At 69.5% G+C, this 22,093-nt stretch carries 23 protein-coding genes; 11 read left to right on the forward strand and 12 right to left on the reverse strand.

All coding sequences use genetic code 11. The annotated features are described in order from the left end of the window. Positions 1–8 precede the first annotated feature (8 nt). From OOJ91_RS05235 to OOJ91_RS05250, 4 genes are all read right to left on the reverse strand, one after another. A complete protein-coding gene (locus OOJ91_RS05235; RefSeq protein ID WP_266243089.1) occupies positions 9–1,178 on the reverse strand; it encodes a hypothetical protein in 1,170 nt (389 codons plus the stop codon). A 76-nt stretch (positions 1,179–1,254) separates the two neighbouring features. Further along, positions 1,255–2,196 (reverse strand): hypothetical protein, encoded by a 942-nt coding sequence (locus tag OOJ91_RS05240; RefSeq protein WP_266243092.1) that lies wholly within the window; start codon positions 2,194–2,196, stop codon positions 1,255–1,257. A 361-nt stretch (positions 2,197–2,557) separates the two neighbouring features. Next, a complete protein-coding gene (locus OOJ91_RS05245; protein WP_266243094.1) occupies positions 2,558–2,923 on the reverse strand; it encodes a barstar family protein in 366 nt (121 codons plus the stop codon). Between the two features lie 99 nt (positions 2,924–3,022). Beyond that, positions 3,023–3,394, reverse strand: coding sequence for a ribonuclease domain-containing protein (locus OOJ91_RS05250; RefSeq protein ID WP_377556929.1), 372 nt, complete (start codon positions 3,392–3,394; stop codon positions 3,023–3,025). A gap of 343 nt (positions 3,395–3,737) precedes the next feature. Between OOJ91_RS05250 and OOJ91_RS05255 the strand changes: the two genes are divergently transcribed. The 7 genes from OOJ91_RS05255 to OOJ91_RS05285 all read left to right on the forward strand — a co-directional run bounded on the left by OOJ91_RS05255 (position 3,738) and on the right by OOJ91_RS05285 (position 9,600). Continuing rightward, positions 3,738–4,511 (forward strand): hypothetical protein, encoded by a 774-nt coding sequence (locus OOJ91_RS05255; RefSeq protein WP_266243099.1) that lies wholly within the window; start codon positions 3,738–3,740, stop codon positions 4,509–4,511. A gap of 131 nt (positions 4,512–4,642) precedes the next feature. Beyond that, positions 4,643–5,146, forward strand: a complete 504-nt coding sequence (locus OOJ91_RS05260; RefSeq protein WP_266243102.1) for a hypothetical protein — start codon at positions 4,643–4,645, stop codon at positions 5,144–5,146. A gap of 23 nt (positions 5,147–5,169) precedes the next feature. Further along, positions 5,170–5,637, forward strand: a complete 468-nt coding sequence (locus OOJ91_RS05265; protein WP_266243104.1) for a hypothetical protein — start codon at positions 5,170–5,172, stop codon at positions 5,635–5,637. Positions 5,638–5,847: 210 nt separating this feature from the next. Further along, complete coding sequence (locus OOJ91_RS05270; protein WP_266243106.1) at positions 5,848–6,411, forward strand: carboxymuconolactone decarboxylase family protein; 564 nt, start codon at positions 5,848–5,850, stop codon at positions 6,409–6,411. A 91-nt stretch (positions 6,412–6,502) separates the two neighbouring features. Continuing rightward, on the forward strand, positions 6,503–7,666 hold the full coding sequence (locus OOJ91_RS05275; protein WP_266243108.1) for a M20/M25/M40 family metallo-hydrolase: 1,164 nt from the start codon (positions 6,503–6,505) through the stop codon (positions 7,664–7,666). 41 nt (positions 7,667–7,707) lie between these two features. Further along, the gene (locus OOJ91_RS05280; RefSeq protein WP_266243110.1) at positions 7,708–8,838 is read left to right on the forward strand and encodes a carboxylate-amine ligase; all 1,131 of its coding nucleotides are present in this window, start codon (positions 7,708–7,710) and stop codon (positions 8,836–8,838) included. Between the two features lie 162 nt (positions 8,839–9,000). Then, complete coding sequence (locus OOJ91_RS05285) at positions 9,001–9,600, forward strand: nitroreductase family protein (RefSeq protein WP_266245266.1); 600 nt, start codon at positions 9,001–9,003, stop codon at positions 9,598–9,600. On the opposite strand, the gene OOJ91_RS05290 is transcribed toward OOJ91_RS05285, so the two are convergent. From OOJ91_RS05290 to OOJ91_RS05300, 3 genes are all read right to left on the reverse strand, one after another. Further along, positions 9,584–11,128, reverse strand: coding sequence for an NAD(P)-binding domain-containing protein (locus tag OOJ91_RS05290; protein ID WP_266243112.1), 1,545 nt, complete (start codon positions 11,126–11,128; stop codon positions 9,584–9,586). The genes OOJ91_RS05285 and OOJ91_RS05290 overlap by 17 nt on opposite strands. Before the next feature lie 269 nt (positions 11,129–11,397). After that, positions 11,398–12,090 carry a Crp/Fnr family transcriptional regulator gene (locus tag OOJ91_RS05295; RefSeq protein ID WP_266243115.1) on the reverse strand — a complete coding sequence of 231 codons (693 nt, stop codon included), beginning with the start codon at positions 12,088–12,090 and terminating at the stop codon, positions 11,398–11,400. A gap of 73 nt (positions 12,091–12,163) precedes the next feature. Further along, a complete protein-coding gene (locus OOJ91_RS05300; protein WP_266243116.1) occupies positions 12,164–12,766 on the reverse strand; it encodes a Pycsar system effector family protein in 603 nt (200 codons plus the stop codon). Between the two features lie 134 nt (positions 12,767–12,900). Between OOJ91_RS05300 and OOJ91_RS05305 the strand changes: the two genes are divergently transcribed. The 3 genes from OOJ91_RS05305 (at position 12,901) to OOJ91_RS05315 (ending at position 16,758) form a co-directional block, all read left to right on the forward strand. Beyond that, positions 12,901–13,692: a hypothetical protein gene (locus OOJ91_RS05305; protein WP_323178467.1), complete on the forward strand. Its 792-nt coding sequence runs from the start codon at positions 12,901–12,903 to the stop codon at positions 13,690–13,692. 104 nt (positions 13,693–13,796) lie between these two features. Next, positions 13,797–15,875 (forward strand): hypothetical protein, encoded by a 2,079-nt coding sequence (locus tag OOJ91_RS05310; protein WP_266243119.1) that lies wholly within the window; start codon positions 13,797–13,799, stop codon positions 15,873–15,875. 1 nt (position 15,876) lies between these two features. Further along, positions 15,877–16,758, forward strand: coding sequence for a hypothetical protein (locus tag OOJ91_RS05315; protein ID WP_266243121.1), 882 nt, complete (start codon positions 15,877–15,879; stop codon positions 16,756–16,758). Positions 16,759–17,104: 346 nt separating this feature from the next. Here OOJ91_RS05315 and OOJ91_RS05320 read toward each other — a convergent pair whose 3' ends face one another. Beyond that, complete coding sequence (locus OOJ91_RS05320; RefSeq protein WP_266243125.1) at positions 17,105–17,344, reverse strand: winged helix-turn-helix domain-containing protein; 240 nt, start codon at positions 17,342–17,344, stop codon at positions 17,105–17,107. 314 nt (positions 17,345–17,658) lie between these two features. Here OOJ91_RS05320 and OOJ91_RS05325 point away from each other — a divergent pair, with 314 nt between their 5' ends. Then, positions 17,659–17,928 (forward strand): DivIVA domain-containing protein, encoded by a 270-nt coding sequence (locus tag OOJ91_RS05325; RefSeq protein WP_439117023.1) that lies wholly within the window; start codon positions 17,659–17,661, stop codon positions 17,926–17,928. A gap of 322 nt (positions 17,929–18,250) precedes the next feature. Here the strand turns inward: OOJ91_RS05325 and OOJ91_RS34455 are convergent, their stop codons facing one another. The 4 genes from OOJ91_RS34455 to OOJ91_RS05345 form a co-directional block, all read right to left on the reverse strand. Continuing rightward, on the reverse strand, positions 18,251–18,433 hold the full coding sequence (locus OOJ91_RS34455) for a DUF3024 domain-containing protein (RefSeq protein WP_353962106.1): 183 nt from the start codon (positions 18,431–18,433) through the stop codon (positions 18,251–18,253). 12 nt (positions 18,434–18,445) lie between these two features. After that, positions 18,446–19,405, reverse strand: coding sequence for an endonuclease domain-containing protein (locus OOJ91_RS05335; RefSeq protein ID WP_266243126.1), 960 nt, complete (start codon positions 19,403–19,405; stop codon positions 18,446–18,448). 264 nt (positions 19,406–19,669) lie between these two features. Further along, positions 19,670–20,221, reverse strand: coding sequence for a hypothetical protein (locus OOJ91_RS05340; RefSeq protein ID WP_266243129.1), 552 nt, complete (start codon positions 20,219–20,221; stop codon positions 19,670–19,672). Positions 20,222–20,288: 67 nt separating this feature from the next. Then, complete coding sequence (locus tag OOJ91_RS05345; RefSeq protein WP_266245271.1) at positions 20,289–22,067, reverse strand: ABC transporter ATP-binding protein; 1,779 nt, start codon at positions 22,065–22,067, stop codon at positions 20,289–20,291. Positions 22,068–22,093: the final 26 nt, after the last annotated feature.

Below are 22,093 nucleotides of genomic sequence, written 5' to 3' on the forward strand. Positions count from 1 at the left end.
CCTCCGGGTCAGAACTTGGCCACGAGCGTGACCAGCAGGCGGCTCACGGCAGGGCCGTACGTGACGGTGACGACCAGGTCGACAGTGCGGTCGGCCCGGGCGGCGGTGACGATCGAGGTGTCGGTTGCGGTACGGGCCACCTCGGGGATGGTGAGGATGTCCAGCACCGGGATCTCGATCTGGTAGTCGTCGATCACGGCCTGCCGCTTGAGCGGGCCGAGGATGCCGTCCACCTGGGTCTTGAGCAGGGTCATGCCCGGCTTGGTGATCCGCGCGTCGCCGACCAGGCCGATCAGGCCGGCGCGGAGCATGAACTCGATCTGGTCGAGGGTGCGGACCAGGTCGACGTGCAGGAGGCTCGCGTCGGAGGTGAACAGCCGCCCGTCGGCGAAGTGCAGGCTCTCGCCGGTGATCAGTGTCGGGTCGATGATGGGCGTGAGGTTCGCCTCGGAGAGGCCCTTGATCTCGGCCGGGCTGTACTGCTTGGCGACCGGGATGGCCACCCCGCGGATCTTCTTCAGCACGATGCTGTGGTGCACCGGCAGGCCGGCCACGGCCGCCATCGCGGCGGTGGCCGCGTCGCCGTCCGCGCCGCGGGCCGCGATCATCACCATCCGGCTGGTGCTGCTCTTGAGCGGGTTCGCGGCGGTGGTGATGTCCGCGACGTAGGTGGGGCCCTTCTCGGTGGCCGGGTTGACCATGGCGAAGCCGATCCGCCGCTGGCCGGCGGCCGACATCGTCTCCACGTGCGCCTTGAGCGCCTGCAACCCGGTGGGCGCCCCCGCCCCGGCCGGGTTGCCGACGCCCGACTCGTTGGCCAGCGACACCATGGTCACGTCGTCGGCGGCCTCCAGACCGCCGAGCGCGGCGGCGTAGTCGTCGCCGGCCACCTTGACCCCGTACACCTTGGCCGGGCGCGGGTCCTGCAGGAACGCCAGTTCGAGGGAGTTGTAGAGAGCGTTGCGGACCACGTTGCCGGCCTGCCGGCGGGCGAAGTTGGTGACCGCGTCGTCGAGGGTCTCGATCCGGACCGGCGTGTTCGCCGGCGCGGAACCGCCGTCGGCAGTGGACGGCGCCTTGCCCACCACGGCGACGACGCCCGGCGAGCGCTGGGCCAGCGGCGCCGGTGGCGGCACGATTCGGACCTCGATGAACGGAAATGCTGCTGTCGGTGCCACGGGTCCTCCCGGACGAAGTTGCTGCTGCGGTCGTTGTGCGGCTGCCTGCCGCTGGTGCTGCCAGCGGCCGGGAGTCTCAGGTCGTCAGGGCGGCCAGGCCGATGCCGCTGCGGGCGAGCCACTGGCCGGCCCGGGCGAACCGTGCTGCCCGCTTCTGCACGTCGGTGCCGGCGTCGCCGCCGGGCCAGCCGTCGTCGTCGAACGTCTCGATGGGGACCACCCAGACGGCGACCACCTTGTGCCGGCGCCGGACGTCGTCGGGCGCGGGCGTCTCCAACCCCAACTCCTCGGCGCGGGCCCGGACCAGCCGCGTCTCGACGAGCAGGTCGGCGAGGGAGAAACCCCGGTCACGGATCAGCACGGCGGCGGCGAACGGCAGCGGACGCGGCGTGGGCGGCGCGGCCGGCGGGTCCGCGTAGCGCAGCCGCACGGTGGCGCCCGCGGTCTGCCCGCGCATCCGCGCCACCAGGTCACCGGCATTCGCGGCGCCCACGCCCGCGAGCAGCCGATCCAGGTGCGCGTCGGTGAAGGCGGCCGGCTGGTGCAGGCCCGCCCGCAGCCGGGCGACCAGTCGGGTACGACGCTCGGTCTCCAACAGCGCCGGGTCGGTCGGCAACGCGCCGAGGTCGGCGATGATCTGCGGGTCGACGTCGAAGGCCGGCACCGCCACGTCGAGGTCCTCGACCCGGTCCCGGGCGAGGCTCGCGCGGACTACCAGGCTGCCCCGCCAGAGCGCGTCGATGCGCAGCGCCGACCCGCCGAGGCCGTGCAGGCGAACCCGCAGCTCGGTACGGCTGGTGCCGCCGGAGCCCAGCCACTCCCCCTCCGCAAGTGTCACAGGCGCGGCGGCGAAGCCGAGGGTCAGCTCGTCGAAGACCGCCGCGTACGGGGGCGCGACAGGCATCGCCTCGGTGTCGTACGCGGCCTCGACCAGGTGGGCAAGCGACGCGTCGTCGAAGACGGCAGCGCGGGTGCCCGGATCGGCCAACCGCACCAGCACCTGATCGACGAAGTCCACCGCACCGGCCTCCCCACTGCCCCCGCCGGGGCACGCCGCCCGGCTGGGCACGAGGATCGCTAAGGGGCCGTCACCCGAGCGTCACCACCACCGTCACCGCGCCCGGAGGCGGCCCGGACTGTCGGGAACTGAGCACCGACACAGCGATCCGCCGTCCCCGGCCTGGTGTCCTGCCCTCAGCCGGCTGCCCTCGGCCCAACGGGCGGCGGAGGCGCGAGGCGTGCCCTCTGGGGAGCGCTATACCTCACAGTCATATTCACACCTGAGAGTCATGGCGCTCATCGACGTAACGGCCCCGGGTTGCCCGTCACTCGTCGTGAGGTGTCGGCCCCCTACCGCTGAGGGCGCGACCGGGAAGCGGTCAGGAGGGCGCGGCCTCGTCGAGGGTGACGCGCAGCGGGTGCGGGGCGTTGGTGGCGAGGTCGTCGAGCACGGTGAGCAGCAGGGCGTGCTGATCGGTCGGCTCGTCGACGAGCAGTTGCCCCGCGTCGGTGATCAATAGTGTGAGCGGGCCGGCGTCGAGCCGGTCGGCGAGCACGTCGGAGAGGGCATCCCAGGTGTCCCCCAGGTACGTCGGCAGGGCCAGCGCGGTGGCGAGCGCGGCGAACAGGCCGACCCTGGTCCGGGTCGCCGCCCCGACCAGCACCACCGCGTCGGACACGTCAGGGGTGTCGTCGCGGCGCACGGTCAGCCAGTCGGGTGTCCGACCCACGTTCTCATCGACCATCGTGTACCTCCTGATCAGGCCGGGCGGCATCGGACCGGGGGACGTCCGACCGGGGCTACGACGCGGGCCGGCCGACCGCTGCCGGCCGGCCCGGGTCGGTCAGAGCCGGTAGAAGTCGGTGTAGTGGTTGGGCGAGAACCAGGTGGCCCCGGTGCTGCGGTTCACCACGATCCGGTACGCGTCGCGGGCGGCGCCCTGGGTACGCGGATACACGTCGTACTCGTAGTAGGTGGCGTTGGTGGGCAGTTGACCCTCGTAGTTGTAGAACCGGCCGCCGGCGAAGTTGGACAGCCCGCCGCTCCACGAGTACCAGCCGCGGCTGGTCGGGAAGCCCTTGGCGGACCAGCCGGAGCGGGCGGTACGCGCGTCCGCGCAGCGGCTGACGGTGCAGGAGCCGTAGACGGCCGCCGAGGCGGAGTCGGTCAGGCGAGGGGCCACCACGGACGGGCCGACAAGCGCGGCGGCGACCATGGTGAGGAGCAGGGCGAGGGTGGTGGTACGCCGGCGGATCGCGCCGAGCGTGGCCAGCGGGGACACGAGGGTGGACACAGGCTGCCTCCAGACCATCCGATCCATCGATCCGCTTCGTTTGCGGATCGGAGTCAGTCTCGCTGTTGCCGGCCGTCGGCGACAGCCCACGCCACCCCAACTGCTCCACAATGCTCGGTGAACCCCGGACGGTCGGCACCACACCGAGCGGGGGCAGCGCGAGCGTCCCGACGCCGGCCCCACCTGGGGCCATCGGCGCGGCTACCGGCATATCGGTCATCGGTTGTTAGCGTGACATGCGGATCGGTGACCGTGGAGGGGTGCCATGACGGACGCTCCCGAGGAGAGGCCGAGGCCCGCGGACCTGTGGCGTCGGCGGGGCATCCGTGGGCTTACCATCGCCCGGGACGTGAGTCTCCGGGGTTGGCGGTGGTGGGCCCGGACGTGGGATCGGCTGGTGGCCGCGCTCCAGGACGAGGCGCCCGTCGGGTCCGGCGCCGGCCCGTCCCCACCGGGTCCGCTCATCGAACAGCGCGACGCGCCCCGGCTGATCGCGGTCCCCGCCCGGGGGTACGTGTACGCGTTCTACGTCCGCGCCACGTTCGCCTGGTCGTCACAGGCGAGCCTGCGCGCCGAGGTGTTGAGCTGGTACGTGCAGTACTTCCAGCCGAACGCGATCCAACGGCTGACCCGGCTCGCCGCCGACGCCGCCCGGGACCTGCCGCCGCATCGGGCAGGTGATCTGGAGGTGGTGTTGCAACGGGCGCTCGCCGACGAGCCCGAGTGGCGCTACCAGCGCGGCGACGTCCTCATCACGTGCCGGCCCGACGCCGCCGTCCGGCTCGACGAGCGGATCATGCCGGCGCTCCAGCCGCACGTGGACCGGATGGTGAAGCTGGAGTACCAGTTCGACGAGCAGTTGCGCAGGGCGACGTACGCCGAGGAGTTGAGCCGACGGTGGACGGCGATCCTGGGCGACCACCTCGACGCGGACGCCGACCAGGAGGTGGCGGACGCCCGTCAGCACCTGCTCGACGCCCAGAGGAAGGCCGCGCGGTGGATCGGCGAACTCCTTCACCTCCGCGCTACCAAATCTTGATCAGTTCGGCACGGGCCTTCATGCCGGTTGTTCCTGATCCGCGCGTTCTGCCATGATCGCCAACGCTGGCCGGGCTGGCTAGCATCCTCCCGTCCTTCCGCTCGGGAAGGCACGGGGGAGGACCGTACGCCATGGAACTGGAACGCAACTGGAAGCCGTACGCCAAGGGCCCGGCGCTGCTCGTGCTGGCGGTGGTCCTGGTGTTCTCGCCGGAGATCCTGTCGGCGACGGGCCGGGAGTTCACGTTCGGCAACTGGGTCGGCTACGTGATGGCGCTGCTCGCCCTGATCGGCGGCCTGGGCGCGGTGCGGGAGAGCCGCCAGGCGTTCGCCGTCCGGATCGGTGCGCAGGGAATCAGCTGGACCAGGGGCGAGGCGACAGTGGACTTCGCCTGGTCGGATGTGAGCCGGGTCGCGGTCGAGAAGAAGCCCAACGCCGGCAAGTTGGAGAAGCCGAGCATCCTGACCGTCTGGGTCGCCGACCAGACCGAGCGGGCGCTGTCGCCAGACGTCGAGCTGACCGGCCTGCGTGGCTACCACGTCGCCGACCTGAAGAGCACCAAGCAGTCGCGCGACCAGGTCGAGGCGGCCCTGCGCCAGTACGGCGGAGACCGCTACCCCGCACCGGCCAACTGACCCGTCGCCCCTCGGAGCCCACCATGTCGACGATTCCCACGCCCGGAGCCGTGCCGCCCCCGGCCCTCCGCCCGCCCGCCGACGGGGAGTGCCAGTTCTGCGGCAGCCATCCCGCCGCCCACGTGTCCTTCCAGTCGATGACAAGCATCGTGATCCTGTACGTCGTCTCCGCACAACGCGGCTGGATGTGCCGCAACTGCGGCCTCTCGCTGTACCGCCACCACGCGAACAAGACCATGCTCGCCGCGTGGTGGGGAGTCGGCGTCATCGGCATTCCGATCTTTCTCGGCGTCGACCGCTTCCGGTTGCGTCGCATCCTGCGGCTCGCCCCACCCCAGCCCACACCTGGCGTCGCGGCATCGTTGCCGGCGCCCCTGGACCCCGGCAAACCGCTGATCCAACGCCCGGGTGCCATCCTGAGCATCGTCCTGGTGACAGCGCTCGTCCTGGTGATCGGCTGCGGCGCCCTGGCCTTCGGCATCGACAGCTAGCCCACTCACCGCCCATGATCACTTGATGCCCTGATCCTGCGTGATACGGCCCGTCGGGTCCCTGGAAAGAGCATGAATGAAGAACGACTCTCGGCGGACGGGATGAGATCGTGGCTGCGCGGCGACTGTCACGCCGCCCCGCACGGGCAGCCCCGCCGCAAGAGGCGCTGTCCGGTCGGGCCGCGGTTCACGGCTGGAGGGCAGATCACCATGGCGCACATCGATCTCGGGATCGACGAGAAGGAGTTTCCCGGCGTCACCGGCCCGATGCGGTACCGCCCGGAGACGGCGAAGCCGCTCAACGAGTTGGCCGAGGTGCTGCTGCGGGCCCCGCACTCGCTCCCGGCCGGCGAGCGTGAGCTGATCGCCGCGTACGTCTCCGGGCGCAACGAGTGCACCTTCTGCTGCGCGTCGCACTCGGCGTTCGCCGCCGCGCAGCTCGACGAGGGCATGAGCCTCGTCGACCAGGTACGCGCGGATCTCGACAGCGCCCCGATCTCGGCCAAGCTGCGGGCGCTGCTGCGGATCGCCGGCGCGGTGCAGATCAGCGGCCGCGCCGTCACCACCGATCTGGTGGCCGACGCCCGCGCCGAGGGCGCCACCGACCTGGAGATCCACGACACCGTGCTGATCGCCGCCGCGTTCTGCATGTTCAACAGGTACGTCGACGGGCTGGGCACCTTCGCGCCCGAGGGCCAGGAGGCGTACGCCGGGATGGCGCACCGGATCGTCGACTTCGGCTACGGGTCGGCGGCCAACACTCCGGCAGTCTGAGCACAACCACGGGTGACCGCACCCCGATCCCCCTGCGATTGTCGACTGGCACGCCTGATGAAGCCCGTCGGCCGTGCGGTTGGAGGGATCGATGGACAGTCCCCGCTTCCTGCTCGACGCCGCCCAGCGGCTCCGAGCCGACATGGTCGACCGGCTGAGCACGCTCGTCTCCCGCGAGTCGGCGCCGGGTTCGCTGCCCCAGCTCGAATCCTGCGCCGACCTGCTCGCCGCCTGGGGGCAGGACGTGCTCGGCCGGCCCGCCCACCGGGTCGTGATCGACGGTCTGCCGCACCTGCTGTGGCCGGCCGTACACCAGCGTGTGCTGCTGCTCGGCCACTTCGACACCGTCTTCCCGGTGGGCACCATCGTGTCCCGACCGTTCACCGTGCGCGGGGACGTGGCGACCGGGCCCGGCGTGTGCGACATGAAGGCCGGCATCGTGCAGATGTTCACGGCCCTGAGCCTGCTCGAGGACACCTCGACGGTCGGCGTGCTGCTCACCTGCGACGAGGAGACCGGGTCCGGCACGTCGCGGCACCTGATCGAACGTGAGGCGCGGCGCTCGGGCGCGGTTCTGGTCTGCGAGGCGGCCACCCCGGACGGGCAGTTGAAGGTGGCCCGCAAGGGTGGCTCGGTCTACCGCGTCACCGTGTCGGGTCGGGCGGCCCACGCGGGCGTCGAGCCACAGCGCGGGGTCAACGCCACTGTCGAGGTGGCCCACCAGGTTCTCACGCTGGGCAGGATCGGCGCGGCCGACAGCGACGGCACCTCGGTCACGCCGACCCTGCTGTCCGCGGGCACCACGACGAACACGGTGCCCGAGCGCGCCAGCCTGGCCGTCGACGTCCGGGCCTGGACGAGGGACGAGCTCGAACGCGTCGACCACGCCATCCGTGGGCTCGTCCCGTTCCTGCCCGAGGCGACGCTCGCCGTGCAGGGTGGCATCAACCGCTACCCGATGTCCGCGGAGCTGGCGCGGCCACTGCTGCAGGTGGCCCAGTCGATCGGCCGTCGGCTGCGCATTCCACGCCTGACCGGCGCGTACGCCGCAGGCGCGTCCGACGGCAACTTCACCGCCGCGCTGGGCGTGCCGACGCTTGACGGCCTGGGCGCGGTGGGCGGCGGAGCGCACGCCGCCGACGAGTACGTCTGCCTCGACCGGATGCCCGAACGGACGGCGCTGCTGGCCGGTCTCGTCGATGCGCTGTCCACGATGGAGCGTTTCGGACCGCGACCCGCCGACGACATCCCGTAACGTGCTCGGTGCCGGAAGACGACCGGCAGCGAGGACGCGACATGACGACGGGACAGCATTCGGGCCCACCTCCGCTCGGCGTCGAGGAGGAGTTCCTCGTCGTCGACGCCGAGCGGGGCGAGGTCGTACCGCTGGCGGCCACGGTCGTCGACGGCGCGCGACCGACGCTCGGCCCTCGGGTGGGCGGCGAGATCACCACCCTGCAGATCGAGACGCGCACCGACCCGTTCCAGAGCGTCGACGACCTCGCCGCCCAGCTCGTCGAGGGCCGGGCCGCCATTCAGGCCGCCGCCCGCTCGGCGGGCCTGCGGGTGATCGCCAGCGGCTCGCCGGTGCTGGGCCGTGCCGTGCCGCCGCCCCTCACCCAGGGGCCACGGCAGGATCGGGGCATCGCGACCTTCCGGGGGCTGCACGACGAGCTGGCGATCTGCGCCGTCCACGTCCACGTGGAGCAGCCCGACCGGGACCGGGCCGTGCTGATCGGCAACCACCTGCGCGCGCACCTGCCGGTGCTCCTCGCCCTGACCGCCAACTCGCCCTACTGGGCGGAGCGCGACACCGGCTACGCGAGTTGGCGCAGCGTCACCTGGGGCCGCTGGCCGGTGGCCGGCCCACCGCCGTACCTGACGTCCGCCCGGCAGTACGACGACCACGTGGACATGCTGCTCGACGCGGGCGCAATCGTCGACCACGGCACGATCTTCTGGGATCTCCGCCTGTCCACACACCACCCCACGCTCGAGGTGCGGGTCGCCGACGTCCCCGTCACCGCCGCCGAGTCCGCAGCACTCGCCGCCCTGGTGCGGGCCCTGGTGGTCGTCGCCGGGGAGGCCGTCGACCGGGGCGACGAGGGACCGCGGCTGGTCCCCGAGCTGCTGCGGCTCGCCTACTGGCGGGCCGCCCGCGACGGCATGGGCGGCCACGGCGTCGACGTCGCCACGGGCCGGCTGCTGCCTGCGGCGACCCTCGCCGAGCGGCTGGTCGAGCGCGCCCGACCGGCGCTGGACGCCGCGGGCGACCGCGAACGGGTGGACGGCTGGCTGACCTGGCTCGCCGCGGACGGCGACGGCGCGACCCGTCAGCGGGCCGCCCACGCGGTACGCGGACGACTGACCGACGTGGTCGACGAGATCGTCAGCCGGACCGCGCCGGAAGAGGGCACATCTGCGTAACGACAAGCCGTCCCGCCCCCGCGATGCTGAAGGAACCGGATGTCGGCGGCAGGCAGATCCTCCCCGCGCAGACCGGCACAGTGAGGCAGGGGAGGCCACGTGAACGACACCGACCTGACACCCAGGGTCCCCGTCCAGCACCACCGCAGGCCGCCGGCCGACATGGTGCACGAGGCCGAGGCGTTCGCACAGCGGATGGCGCAGCGCCGATCGGTGCGCGACTTCGCCGGCGACCCCCTGCCCGACGGGGTGGTCGAGGCCGCCATCCGGGCCGCGTCGACTGCGCCCAGCGGCGCCAACGTGCAGCCGTGGCGGTTCGTCGTCCTGACCGACCCGGCCCGCAAACGCCGGCTGCGCGAGGCCGCCGAGGCCGAAGAACGCGCGTTCTACGACCGTCGGGCCTCCGCAGAGTGGCTGGGTGCGATCGCCGGGCTCGGCACCGACTGGCGCAAGCCGTTCCTGGAGACCGCACCGGCCGTCATCGTCGTGTTCGAGGTGCACCAGGGGCCGCGCAGCCCGAAGCCGTACTACGTCAAGGAGTCCGTCGGCATCGCGGTCGGCCTGCTGATCACCGCGCTGCACCACGCCGGCCTGGTCACGCTTACCCACACGCCAAGCCCGATGCGGTTCCTCAACGAGGTGTGCGAGCGGCCACCCGAGGAGCGCCCGTACGTCGTGATGCCCGTCGGTTATCCCACAGCGGACGCCCACGTCCCCGACCTGCCCCGCAAACCCCTCGACGAGATCATGGTCCGCTGGTGAGGTCCTCGGTCAGGAACTCGACCAACGGCTCCACGTGTCGGTCCGGACGTCGCCACTCGGCGAGCAGATCCTCCAGCAGATGCTGCTCGGCGACGAGTTCCGCGCCACGGTATCGCCTGATCACCGGGTGGATGAACGCGCTCTCCCGCGCGCGATCGGGGGTCGGGTGGCGGTCGATGGCGAAGACGTCGCCGTAGTCGTCGCGGCCCCACCGCAGCGCGAGCGTGTACCACTGGGTGGCGTCCGCGAAGCGCTCCACGGCGTAGTCCTCCGGCAGGTCCTCGTAGTGGTGGATGTAGCCGGTGGCCTCGTCGCGGACGAAGACGTCACACAGGTACTCGAACTGCGTCCACAGCGCCGAGGACCAGTTGACGCGGTCGAGCATCAGCTTCGTCAGCGACACGGCGTCGGCAGGCGTCGTCGCGTACGACAGCGGCACGCCGTCGTAGCGCTCCCGCAGGATCCGGGTGAACGTCCGCAGGTTGTAGCGGAATCCGTCGATGAACGGCGACGACGCGTGCTTGGCGTCGCGGGCCTGGGCGATGGTGCCGGCGAAGTACATGTCGTCGACGTTGCTCGACTGCCAGTCGGGGCGCAGACCGGGCATGCGGCCGTCGCGCACCAGGTCGGGTCGGGACGTCTCGTCGAACAGCGCCGTGTCCATCCGGAAGCCCGTGCACCGCAGCACCGTGTGGTAGTCCAGCTCGGCGGTCTCCCCCTGGGCATGGGTGTACGTGATCGACACCCGGAACCGCCCGTCGACGGGCCGGATCTCGTCGATGGTGCAGTCCAGCACCGAGTGCAGCGTCTTGAACTGGTAGCTGTCGAGGATCGCGCCGTACTGACCGCGTACGTCGCCTGGGTGTTTGGTGTTCCACGCCAGTCGCAGGGGCTGCCGGCTGGCGAGGTGCACCATCGACGCCCGGCCGAGGATGGCCGACGCGGTCTCGAAGGCGGAGTTGCCCTTGCCGATGACGAGGACCCGCTGACCGTCGTACGCCGTGGGGTCGACGACCATGTCCTCGTACCCGATAGCGTGTTCGATGCCCTTGATGGCCGGCACGAAGGGCCGGCCCCAGCCGGTCGCGACGACCAGGCAGCGCGCACGCACGTCCCCCCGGTCGGTGCGCACCGTGAAACCGTCACCGGTCCGCGTGATCCGCTCGACAGTCGTGCCGAAGCGGATGTTGAGCTGGTGGACCCGCTGGAACTCGGCGAGGTAGCGCACCAGGTCGTCGGCCGCCGGCAGGTACTCCTCGCTGAAGCGCGGAAACAGCAGGTCCGGTGAGTCGTTGAGCAGCGAGTTCCAGTCCCAGCGCAGGCGAATCTCCGGATCGGCGCTGTCGGTGTGCACCTTGTTCAACGAGATGAGCCGACGGTGGCGCGGAAACCGCCGGAAGAAGCCGCCGGGCTCGTCGCCGCTCTCCAGTGTCAGGTAGTCGGCACCGTGTTGCTGCAGGTAGTAGCTCAGTTGGAGGCCGGCGGGTCCCGCACCGACGATGACGTACCGGTGTTCGCTGCTGACCATCCTGCGGCCCTTCGACGGAGGAACGAATCCATCGACCATGGGATGCGAAGCGAAAAGTGTCAATGCCCGTCACTGCCGGTCATTTCGACGGGATCGGTTGGCGGCGAGGCCGGCGAGTGTGGTGACGATTGCCGCGACGGCCACCACCGCAGCGGTCGCCGTGCCCTCAGGGGCTGGTCATCGCGCCACCAGAAGCACGGCGCTGGTCCCCGCGCCGACCGCCAGGGTTCGCTGCGGGAGGGCGAGCGGCGATAGCCAGTCTCGTGCCGTCAGGGGGAGCCGTCGAGATCAGCGACGGCGCGTAGGCCATCGCTGTCCCGGATGACAATTTCGCGATAGCCCGTGGCGATGATTCCAGCCCCGCGCAAGCTCCCGAGCGCCTTTTGCAGGCTGATCTCTGCAGCTCCACACAGAGTGGCCAGTTCACTCTGTGTGAGGCGCACGTTGATGACGAGCCCCTCGCAGCTTCGTCGGCCGTATGCCGCAGCAATCTCCCACAGCACACGCGCCAAGCGGACCTTGACCGAATAGGAGGCGAAATCCACCCGTCGTCGGTTGGCCCAGCGCAACCTGTCGGCCACGATGCCGGCGACCTCCATGGCGGCGTCCGGATTGGCTCGGAGAAAGGCGCGGAACTCACTGCGGTGGACGATCCGAACGATCGAAGATCGGCAGGCGGTGACCGTCGCGGTCCTCGGCGTTCCGTTCAGCGCCGAGATCTCGCCGACGAGATCACCAGACATCCGGATCGCCAGCAGTGCCTGTCGACCGTCGGCCATCTCGACGGTGACCTTGGCGAGTGCATCGTCTAGCAGGATGACGTGCGATTCGAGGGCGCCCTCTCGCAGCACGACTTGGGACTCCTTAACGGAACGACGGATCGCAACGGCCAAAAGACGATCCCTGGCGGTCTTCTCGAGTCGGCCAAGGAAGGTCCCGGGCAACCATGTGGTGTTGTCCACGTACCGCCTCCGTCCCGCCTTGGAGATCATCCTTCACGTTCCGCTCCATGATCGCTACCGACGGCGGCCCCGTTTAGGGCATCAGCCGTGTCGAGAAGGTCGAGAAGAGCATCAGTCCCGCAGACGACGCCATCGCCACCATGAGCCATGGCATGCTCCGGCGTACCCGTAGGTGCTTCGCCATAGCGATGCGGGCGAGCACGGTGACGAGGTCCCACACCTCGTCCCTGTGACGTCTGATCGACGCCGCAGAAGGGCTTTCCCCTCCTCGGACGAGGTTCGGAAAGGCGAATCGGTTGGCGCTTCTGGCACCGTCGAGACGAGGTCGAAGCGCCAGGACCAGCAGCCAGGCGGCCGACGCAATACCGACGACGAAGAGGATCACCAGAAGCACAGCCAGCAAGACGATGATGATCGGGGCATCTCCAACCACGTATGGCACGACTCTGTCCACTACCGCGGTGGCCACTCCACCCTCGATCGCCAGCAGAGCAAAGGCCTTGGTGTCCGCGTGACGAATCGAGGTTTGGAGTGAGGCTACCGTGGCCAGGCCAACCTGGAGATCGCGCCACGGATCGAGGTGAGGCTGTCTGGCGGTGCGCCGAGCGTTTCCCATGCTCCCAGTGAAGGCCGGCACCCAGACGAATTTGGAGTCGAAGTACGGGTTGTCGTCCACCCGACGGTGTATCCACAACCCCTATTTCTATGGAATTTCCAGCGCGCCGAGCCGCTAGAGATGACGTTGACCGGCTCACCGTCATCACTGGAAGGGTGGATCGCGTGCCTGACTTCGCCGATCCGGACCGTCGCATGCTTGTCGCCGTGGATATGGAGCGCTACAGCGGGCGGGACAACATCCTGCAGCACCGGGCTCAACTGGCTTTTCAGACGATCATGGCGGAAGCGTGTGAGGAACTGGGCTTCGACCGGACCAACTGGCTCATACAGCAGGGAGGCGATGGAGAACTGGCGATCTTGCCATCTGGAACGAGCGAGCGGGCCGTGGTGACGCGGCTGACACCCACCGTTGATCGCCTCCTGCGCGAGCACAATCGCGGCCTCGCTCCGGAGGCACGGATCCGGCTACGCATCGGCGTCCACGAAGGGCTGGTCCATCTTGACGGTGCAAACGGCTACCCAGGGGACGCGGTCGTGACCGTTTGTCGGTTGATCGACTCACCGCAGCTCAAGGACGCGCTGCGACAGTTCCCCGGCGCTGCGGTTGCTCTGATCGTCTCGGACCGGATTCATCAGGACATCGTCCGCCATTACCAAGACCTGAGACCGGAGCATTTTCAGCGGGTGTCGGCGGAGGTGCCGGGGAAGAACTTCCAAGCCGTTGCTTGGATCTACGTGCCCGGTGAAAACATCGCCGATGCGGTCACGCACGCCGGCGAGAGGGGCTTCTCTCCTCGTAATGATCCGAAAGAGGATGGTGGGGGCGTCGGCCGGCGCAGCCGCGCCTCCTCTCCACAGCCCTCACCTGGCGGACAGACCTTCCAGAACATCACCTCCCACGGGGTCAACGCCTTCGGCAACGGCAACATCATCTCCACATCAGGCAGGCCTGACGACGCGGAGTCTTGGCGGTTGGACTCGTGAACGGATCGCAGCCCGTAGACGCTACCGCCGTGCCGGGCGCCCCAGAGGACGGCAGTGGACGCAAGGCAGTCGTCCCGCTACAGGTTCCGGTGGAGGACTCGTCTGTGCAGGTGGGGGCTCGCAGTCAATCGGACAGCGGTCAGGAGGAGAACATCCCTCCAGATTCACTCCGGCTGGACCCCCATGTAGGCGAAGAGCTGTACGGCACCAGCTTCGAGGCCAACTACTCCCGCGTTCACGCCCGCGGGGCGAACGCCTTCGGCAACCACAACACGATCCACTACATCACTTATCAAGGTCAACCAGCCGCCAAGCCCTTCATTCGGGATGCCGTCGAAGTGCCGGACCTCCTCATGGTCTACACCGGGACGGATTCGGACAGCGAGCTCACCGCCTTGCTCGACCAACGCTCTACCGCCTGTTTGACCGGCCGACCCAACACAGGCCGATTCAGCGCAGCATGCGCCGCGCTGGCGCGACGCCACGATGCGAAGCGTGTGCGCGAGGTGCTGCTGCCCGAGGAGATCAAGGCGGAGGCTCTCCATCACGCGGCTGACAACCTAATGGCAGATCACGGTTACGTCCTCCGACTACCCGGCAACGGACATGTCGAGGCAATGCGTGTGCTGGCTGACGTCTTCCGGCAACGCTCGGCCAGCCTGCTCCTGATCCGGGATGACGAGTCGCGCGCCCGCAACAGGCACAGCGCGGAGGTCGCGCATCGCGGTCCCGACCCGGTGGCTGTGTTCCGCAGACACCTGCAGCACCAGCTCTGCAATCGTGCGGACCTCAGCGAGGAGGAGAGCGGGCGCCACGTCGAGACCTACCTCCAGCACCCAGGTCTCACTGCGTCGATCGAGAGGACGTACAGGCCCATCGAGGTGGTACGGCTCGCGAAGGATGTCGCGAATCGCCATCCCGCTGACCAAAACGCACTCGCCGACATCATCGGGATGTCCCAGCCGAGCCGTAGGGCACGCGCAGCCGAAATCCTTCGTTCCGAGGCCACCGGCGGAGATCGACGTCCGCGTCGAGCCGACCAGCACGAAAGAGCCTTTCGCATTGCGTACGCCGTCTTCGCCCAGCAACCCCTGCACTACGTCTTCGAGGCCGCGAGCCTGCTGCTAGAGGAGATCGACGGACAGGCCAATCGGCCGGACTGGGGCCGGATGGCGTTGCAGCACCCCGTGTCCGAGCTGCTCGGACCACTCGATGTCGACTGGCGGGAGGGCCAAGAGGCCGTGCGGGCACGCGGTGGCGTGTCCCGGTCAGCATGGCTACGTGACGCCGCCCTGCGTGGTGCCATCATCGATGAGGCGTGGCACGAATTCGACAGCACCAGACCCGCGATACTCAAGTGGCTCGACACCCTGGTCGCTTTCGACGAAGAGCTGGTGCGCCGCGCGGCCGCCGAAGTGGCGGGGTTGCTCGCCCACCATGACTTCGACCGGGTCTGCACAGACCTGATAGACGGCTGGGCGGCCTCGTCCAGGCCTCGAACCCGTCAAGCCGCAGCCCGGGCGATCGTCGCGGCGGACATGGGCGGCCAGGTGCACCACCTCGTCCGTCGGAAGGTGCAGGACTGGACCGGCGGTCGCCGCAACTACCAGCGGGACGCGGCCGCTCTCGTCTACGCCAGCGGACTACAGCAACCGGACCTGAGCTGGAGCCTGGCAGATCTGGGCCGCATCGCAACCGATCGGATGCAGCAGCACACCTCCGCAGTGGCGGAAGGTATCCAGCAGCTCTTCAACCACTTTCCCGACCGCGTGGACGAGGTCGTCTCCGAGCTGGCGCGGTGGTCGGACGACCACCAGTTGCGGCGGCACGCCGGCAACGCGCTCCTCAGCCTGGCGCAACGGACAGTTGAGGATCTTCCAAGCGCCCCGTTTGACCTGATGACGAAGCTGGCGGCAAGCCAGGTTGACGCCGACGACCTCGCTCGACTTTGGCGTGTATCGCTGCTCGCCTCACGCACTTCCCAGCAGGCATGGCCGATCTTCGGCCAGTGGCTGCACAAGGCCGATTCCGATGAAACGTTCCGTAAGTCGATCTGTGCGTTGGTGACGGACCTGGCGGCCGATCCGGCCCTACGGCGTCGACTGCAGTTCCATCTCATACGCCTGACCGAGTTCCAGAGCGGCTTGCCCACGTGGCTCGAGAACGCGATGAGGGAGTGGTGACATGACAGACACCCCCAGGGCAGAAGATCCGCGGACGGCACTGTGGCGTCGATTCGGTGCATGGTTGCTGAAGCTCTGGCGTCGTCTGCTACTCGCGCTTCAGGGGCCGGAGCCGATTCCGGTGCCGTTTATGCCACCACCGCCACCCCCCGGCCGGTTGACAGAACGTCGCGACGTGTCAGCGCCGATCGTCGTGCCGGCCCGTGGGTACGTCTTCACCTTTCACGTCCGCGCCGCGTTCGTCTGGTCCTCCGAGGGATTGATGCGGGAGACGCTGAGCGGCTCGGCACAGTACTTCATGCCGTACGCCATTCGCGCGCTGACCCGCCTGGCCGCTGCCCGCGCCCGCAACTTCGCCGCCCACCGGGCAAGGGATTTCGAGGTGGAGTTGCAGCGGGCGCTGGCCGAAACCACACCGTGGCGTTACGAGCGCGGTGGTGTGCAGGTCACCTGCCAGCCGTACGTGTGGGTTGAGCTCGACGAGAGTGTCAAACGTGCCGTCCGCCCCTACTGGGAGCAACTCATCAAGCTCGACTGCGAGTACGACGTCGACGTAAAGCGCGCTCAGTATGCCGATCGGCTCAGCCGGCAGTGGTTGTCGATTCTGGAGAAACTGGCCGAGAATCCGGTCGCCGGGGGCGCAGCGAAGATGACCAACGAGAGCCTTGCCGCCGTCGTGCAGGAACTCATCGCTCAGCAGCAGGCAGCCAAGCAGCGACTGGACGACCTGCTCGCCGAGGGCCTGCGTAGCGACGACGCCTACGAAAAAGCCACCTCGTTCGACTACCTCTTTGAACGGCTCAAGGCGCAGGGAAGGCCGGGGTCCGCAGAGCAGAGACAGCAGGCTCGGAACGGTTCCGCACCCGATCCCGGCGGAGCCTGAGAGCCTGAGCCACACACTTGACGTTCGGGTGTCCCTGACCCGCCCTCTCGAAGGGGCCGGGCCAGGGGCCAAGAGCCGCCGATCGCTCAGTTGTCAGGAGTCCCATCGGGAGCCTAGATGGCTGGCGGTCGACGTCCACTCGATCTTCCTCGTCGTCCCAGCGCCAGCGGAGTGTTCGCTCGGCGATTCTGTCGACGGCGGGACGATCGGCGTCGTCCAGGTCTTCGACCTGCTTCTGCAACTGGGACAAGAGCAGGTCTCGGTCGATCACGCGCCGACTCTAGTCGTCCTGCGAACGGGACCGGGGGTGGCCCAGAAGGGCTCGTTTAGGTAGCCGGCCCGCTGCCTACGGCTCGCGCATCCAGGTCTTCGGGTCCGTCACGAAGATCCCCTTGCCCTGATGCCGCCGGATCACTCGGAGCGCTTCCAGCCGGACGTAGACCATTTGAATCGTGGATGAACTGACCTCGAAGCGGTCAGACATGTCGGCGATCGAGGGCAGCTTGTCCCCCGGCTTGACCTTCCCGCTGCGCAGGTCCGCGATGATCTCGTCTGAGATCCGGATGTAGTCCGGTGTCTGTGGCATGGCACTCCTTGCGTGGCACGCCAATTTGATCACGACACGCACCGGCGAGACAACTAAGCGTTGCGGGTGGCAACTTAGGCATATATGGTTGATCGCGAGCTGCTCCTCGCGTGGCAACGAGTTCGGCTCACCCCCTGGTCGGGGCGGGTGCGTGTGCCCGTCCCGACCCAACGGACTGCTCTGCTGTCGTACCGCCGAATGGGGCTGCGGCGGCAGAGCGGGCGGGTCGCCCGCTGCCCCCGCGCGGACGGCCCGCCCTTCCCACCCACCACAGGGACCTTCCGCGCTCCCGCCTGTCCCCAGAAAGGACGATCGTGGTTCAGGTGTACGGCTACCCGGCCCGGTTGACGCCGCACGAGGTGCGGACCCGGGCGTTCGCCGCGCATGAGCGCGGCGTCGACCCCGATGAGGTACGCGAGTTCCAGGCCCGGGTGGCCGATGAGCTGGCCATGCTCAACGAGACGGTACGGCTGCTCGGTCAGGAGAACGACCGGATCGGGCGGGCGCTGCGTGACTGGCAGATCATGCACGCGCAGGAGTGCCGGCCACCGCAGGAGCACGGGCGCAACTCCGGCCACTGGTGACCGGGCACCCCTCCCCCGGCGACCTGCTCGTCGTCGACGGTCACGCCTCGGTGCAGTTCGCCGGGGACCGCGCGCTGACCTTCCGCGTCGTCTCCGTGTCGGACCAGCCGACCTACCAGGGGTGGATCTGGTTGACCGGCTACGTCATCGATCGCCGGGGCGAAGCGACTGCCAAACGCGAGGTATTCGTCCGCGTCGCCGGCCTCCGATCCGCCGCCGCGTCCGCCTCGCCACCTCAGGGCGGCCGAATTGCTCGACCCCAGGCCGCTCACCAGGTCGAGCCATCCCGACTACTCACATGAGCCTCCTTCGCGCCGACGCGTCAACAGCCCCAGAAGATGCCCGTCGGGTCACGGCTGATCTCTTCGAGCAGAAGGTTGACCGCAGCGGACGGCGGGGCATGGTCGTAGCGGTGGAAGCGGAGGTTCCGACTCGGTAGTACAGGGCCCAGGTGCCGGTTGTCGTCGTGTATCGCAGCCGCGCGATCCTCGGGAAGCGCACCCAAGGCAACAGCCTCTCATCGGCTCGACGGTGGGGTCGCCCTGCGCGTAGCCAAGATGGCAAGCGTTTCCCGACGTACGTCGTCGGCCTCGTGAACCAGGCGGCGGTGGGCGAAGCGGACCACCAGGACTCCCACGGTCGCCAGGAGGGCGTCCCGGCGCAGGTCGATCTCCCGCTGGCGTGGGTCGCCGTGCGTGGTGGCCCCGTCGAGTTCGATGTTGACTCGTTCGCGCTCGGCGAACATGTCGAGGTACACGGTGCGCCGCCCGACGCGCATCGGTACCTGCCGACGGAACGCCGGCATGGCCGGGCCGGTGAAGACGTGCTCGTGCCCCCATATCTCCAACGGGCTGCGGCATCCGTCGGCGAGCCTCGTCAGCAGTGTCCGGAGCGGTGCCCTGTCGATCAGCTTCGGCGCGCTGTCCAGTGCCTCAGCCAGCCGTTCGGGTGTGGTCAGCCAGTCGTTGACCGCCCGGATCACCGGTGCCCGCCGCTCGACGGGCGGCAACATCGGCCACGAGTCGACGAGCGCCTGGTCGAGCCGGGTGACAGTCAGCCCCCTGCGGACGACGACGTGGGGCGGTTCGATGCGAAGGCGCCGGCGTCGATGCACGACCAGTCCGGGTCGGGTGCGAAGGCTGCCGCCCACCGGTGTGCTCACGTGGACCGGTTCACCAGCCGTCTGCGGGCGCAGCCCCCAGGCGCTGAGGGCGCTCAGATGACTGAGAGCCCCGCGGCCGTCGGCCCAGGCGAGAGCGACTCGCTGGCCCAGCGCCGGGTCGAGCCGGCTGAGGAGTGGGGCACCCGACCGGCCGTCCAGCAGTCGCGTCGCCACGAATACCTGAGGCAGCACCCGCACCAGATCGCCGTTGACGCAAGCCTGCCGCAGCGTCCACGGCGGCACCACCTGCTGGGCAGCCCCGACTGTCACCAGCCCTCCGCCAAGTTCCACCAACTCCCGAAGCACGACGTTCACACGGATAACCGTGAATCCCCACCAGGGGCCCCCGCAACCACGCCACAGGCCCCCTGTGGACAGCCACCGACCTGTGGATCGTCCCGCGGGAGCGCGCGATTTCTGCTACCGCATCGATCGGTGGCAGCTCAGCAGGGCGGGGCGCGGCGTGTCGAGTTGCTCAGCTGCCAACGATCGCAGGGCTGCAGCCATTCGAATCGCGCGCACGCCGCTCAGCTGCCAACGATCGCAGGGCTGCAGCCATTCGAATCGCGCGCACACTGCTCAGCTGCGTGCCGTCGGGATCCGTCCCTCGGTTGGACGTCGAAACTGCTCGACGGTCCCGCCCCGCACGCCGAGGCCGTCGCGGGCCGCCCGGTAGAAGTCGTCGCGGGCCTCGTCGGCCTGCCACACCATGGCATCGAGGTCGTCAGGTAGATCCGGCAGACTCCGCGCCGCCTGCTCCAGGTTCCGTACCGCGCGCCGCCAGGTGGAGGCCGCCCGTACCGTGGGGGCGTCGCCGAGCAGCAGGACCGCCTCCCAGGTCAGGGTGTGACGTACGTCCGCCTCGGCCAGCCGGGCCATCCCGTCCTCGCGGTCCACTGCGGGGGTACGGGCGCCGGGGCGGTGGCGGCTCAGCATTCCCATCGAGACCAGGTGGATTTCCTTCACGGCACGTGTGAAATCGGCGTACGCGTCCAGCCGCCGCTCGTCCCAGCGGACCGTCTGGCTACGTCGCCACCGGCCACGCTCGGTCACCGTGGTGGCGACCATCGTGCCGATGGTGCCGACCAGCACGCCGAGCAGGGCGGGCAACTGCGTCAGAACGCTCTCCATGTGGCCGAGCCTGTCATCTCTACGCTGCGACCCGCCACAGTGGTCGCGCCGCGCCGGGAGTTGCCGGCTACGCGGCCAGCGTGGCGTAGCGGCCGTTGCGGTCGAGCAGGCTGGCGTGGTCGCCGGACTCGACGATGCGGCCGTGATCGAGCACCGCGATCTGGTCGGCGTCGCGGACTGTGGACAGGCGGTGGGCGATGGTGATCGTGGTCCGCCCCTGCGCGAGCACGTCGAACGCCTTCTGCACGGCGCGTTCGGTCTCCGTGTCCAGCGCGCTGGTGGCCTCGTCGAGGACCAGGATGCGAGGGTCGCGCAGCAGCGTACGGGCGATGGCGAGCCGTTGCTTCTCGCCGCCGGAGAACCGGTGCCCGCGGGAGCCGACCATCGTGTCGTATCCGTCGGGCAGGCCGGCGATGAGGTCGTGGATCTGGGCGGCGCGCGCGGCGGCCTCGATCTCGGCGTCGGTGGCGTCCGGCCGGGCGTAGCGCAGGTTCTCCCGGACGGTGGTGTGCAGCAGGTACGTCTCCTGGCTGACCACCCCGACGATCGCGGCCAGGTCGGCGAGGCGCAGGTCGCGCAGGTCGACGCCGTCGATGGTGATCTGGCCGGCGGTCGGGTCGTGCAGGCGGCTGACCAGGCCGGCGAGGGTGCTCTTGCCGGAGCCGGTCTCGCCGACGAGGGCGAGGCTGGTGCCGGCGGGCACGTCGAGGGTGATCCCGGCGAGGGCTGCCGTGTCGCTGCCGGGGTAGCCGAAGGTGACGTCGGACAGGCGCAGGTGCCCGCGGACCCGGGCAGGGTCGAGGCGGACCGGTTCGGCGGGGTCGGCCACGTCGATCGGCAGGTCGAGGTATTCGAAGATGCGGGCGAACAGCGCCAGCGAGGCGGTCAGCGACACGCCCACGTTGAGCAGGCCCATCAGGGGTCGGAACAGGCCGCCCTGCAACGCGGTGAAGGCGACCAGGGTGCCGATGCTCAGCGTGCCGGCGGTGCCGGGCAGGCCGGCGGCGAGGTAGATGACTGCCGGTACGGCGGCGAAGATGATGCTCATCGAGGCCATCCGCCAGCGGCCGGCCAGTTCGCTGCGCAGCTCCAGGTCGACGAGGCGGGCCGAGGAGGCGGTGAACCGCTCGATGAGGGCGGGGCCGGTGCCGAGGGTCTTGGCGAGCTGCACCCCGCTTATCGACAGACCCTCCTCGACTGTGACGTTGAGGTCGGCGAGTTCGCGCTGGCGCTGGTCGGTGATCTCGCGGCGCATCCGGGCGACCCGGCGGGTCAGCCAGATGGCCGGCGGCAGCACCACGACCGAGACCAGGGAGAGCTGCCAGGAGAGGGCGACCATGGCGACGGCGGTGGCGACCACCGTGGTGAGGTTGGCCGCGACGGCGGTGGCGGTGGAGGTGACCACCGACTGCATGCCGCCGATGTCGTTGGTGATGCGGGACTGCACCTCGCCGGTGCGGGTGCGGGTGAAGAAGCCGAGCGACTGCCGCTGAAGGTGGCTGAACACGTCGGTGCGCAGCCGGTGCATGACCCGCTGCCCGACCTGGGTGGAGATCCAGGTCTGGACGACGCCGAGGGCGGCGGTCACGGCGGCGACGGCGACCATGCCGAGCACCAGCCAGACCAGCAGGGTCACGTCACCCTGCGGGAGGGCACTGTCGATGACGGTACGCAGCAGGAACGGGCTGGCCATCGCGACGATCGAGGAGAGCACGATGATCGCGGTGACGATGACGAGCGCGGGTCGGTGTGGGGTGAACAGGCGTCCGATGCGACGCAGGGACACCTGGCGGGCCTGCGTCTTCTCTTCGGGGCTGACGGTCCGGTGGCCGCGGTCGCGGCGCATGGGGGTGGGTTCCAAGGGGCACTGCC

The organism is Micromonospora lupini (genome assembly GCF_026342015.1).
GTDB lineage: Bacteria > Actinomycetota > Actinomycetes > Mycobacteriales > Micromonosporaceae > Micromonospora > Micromonospora lupini_B.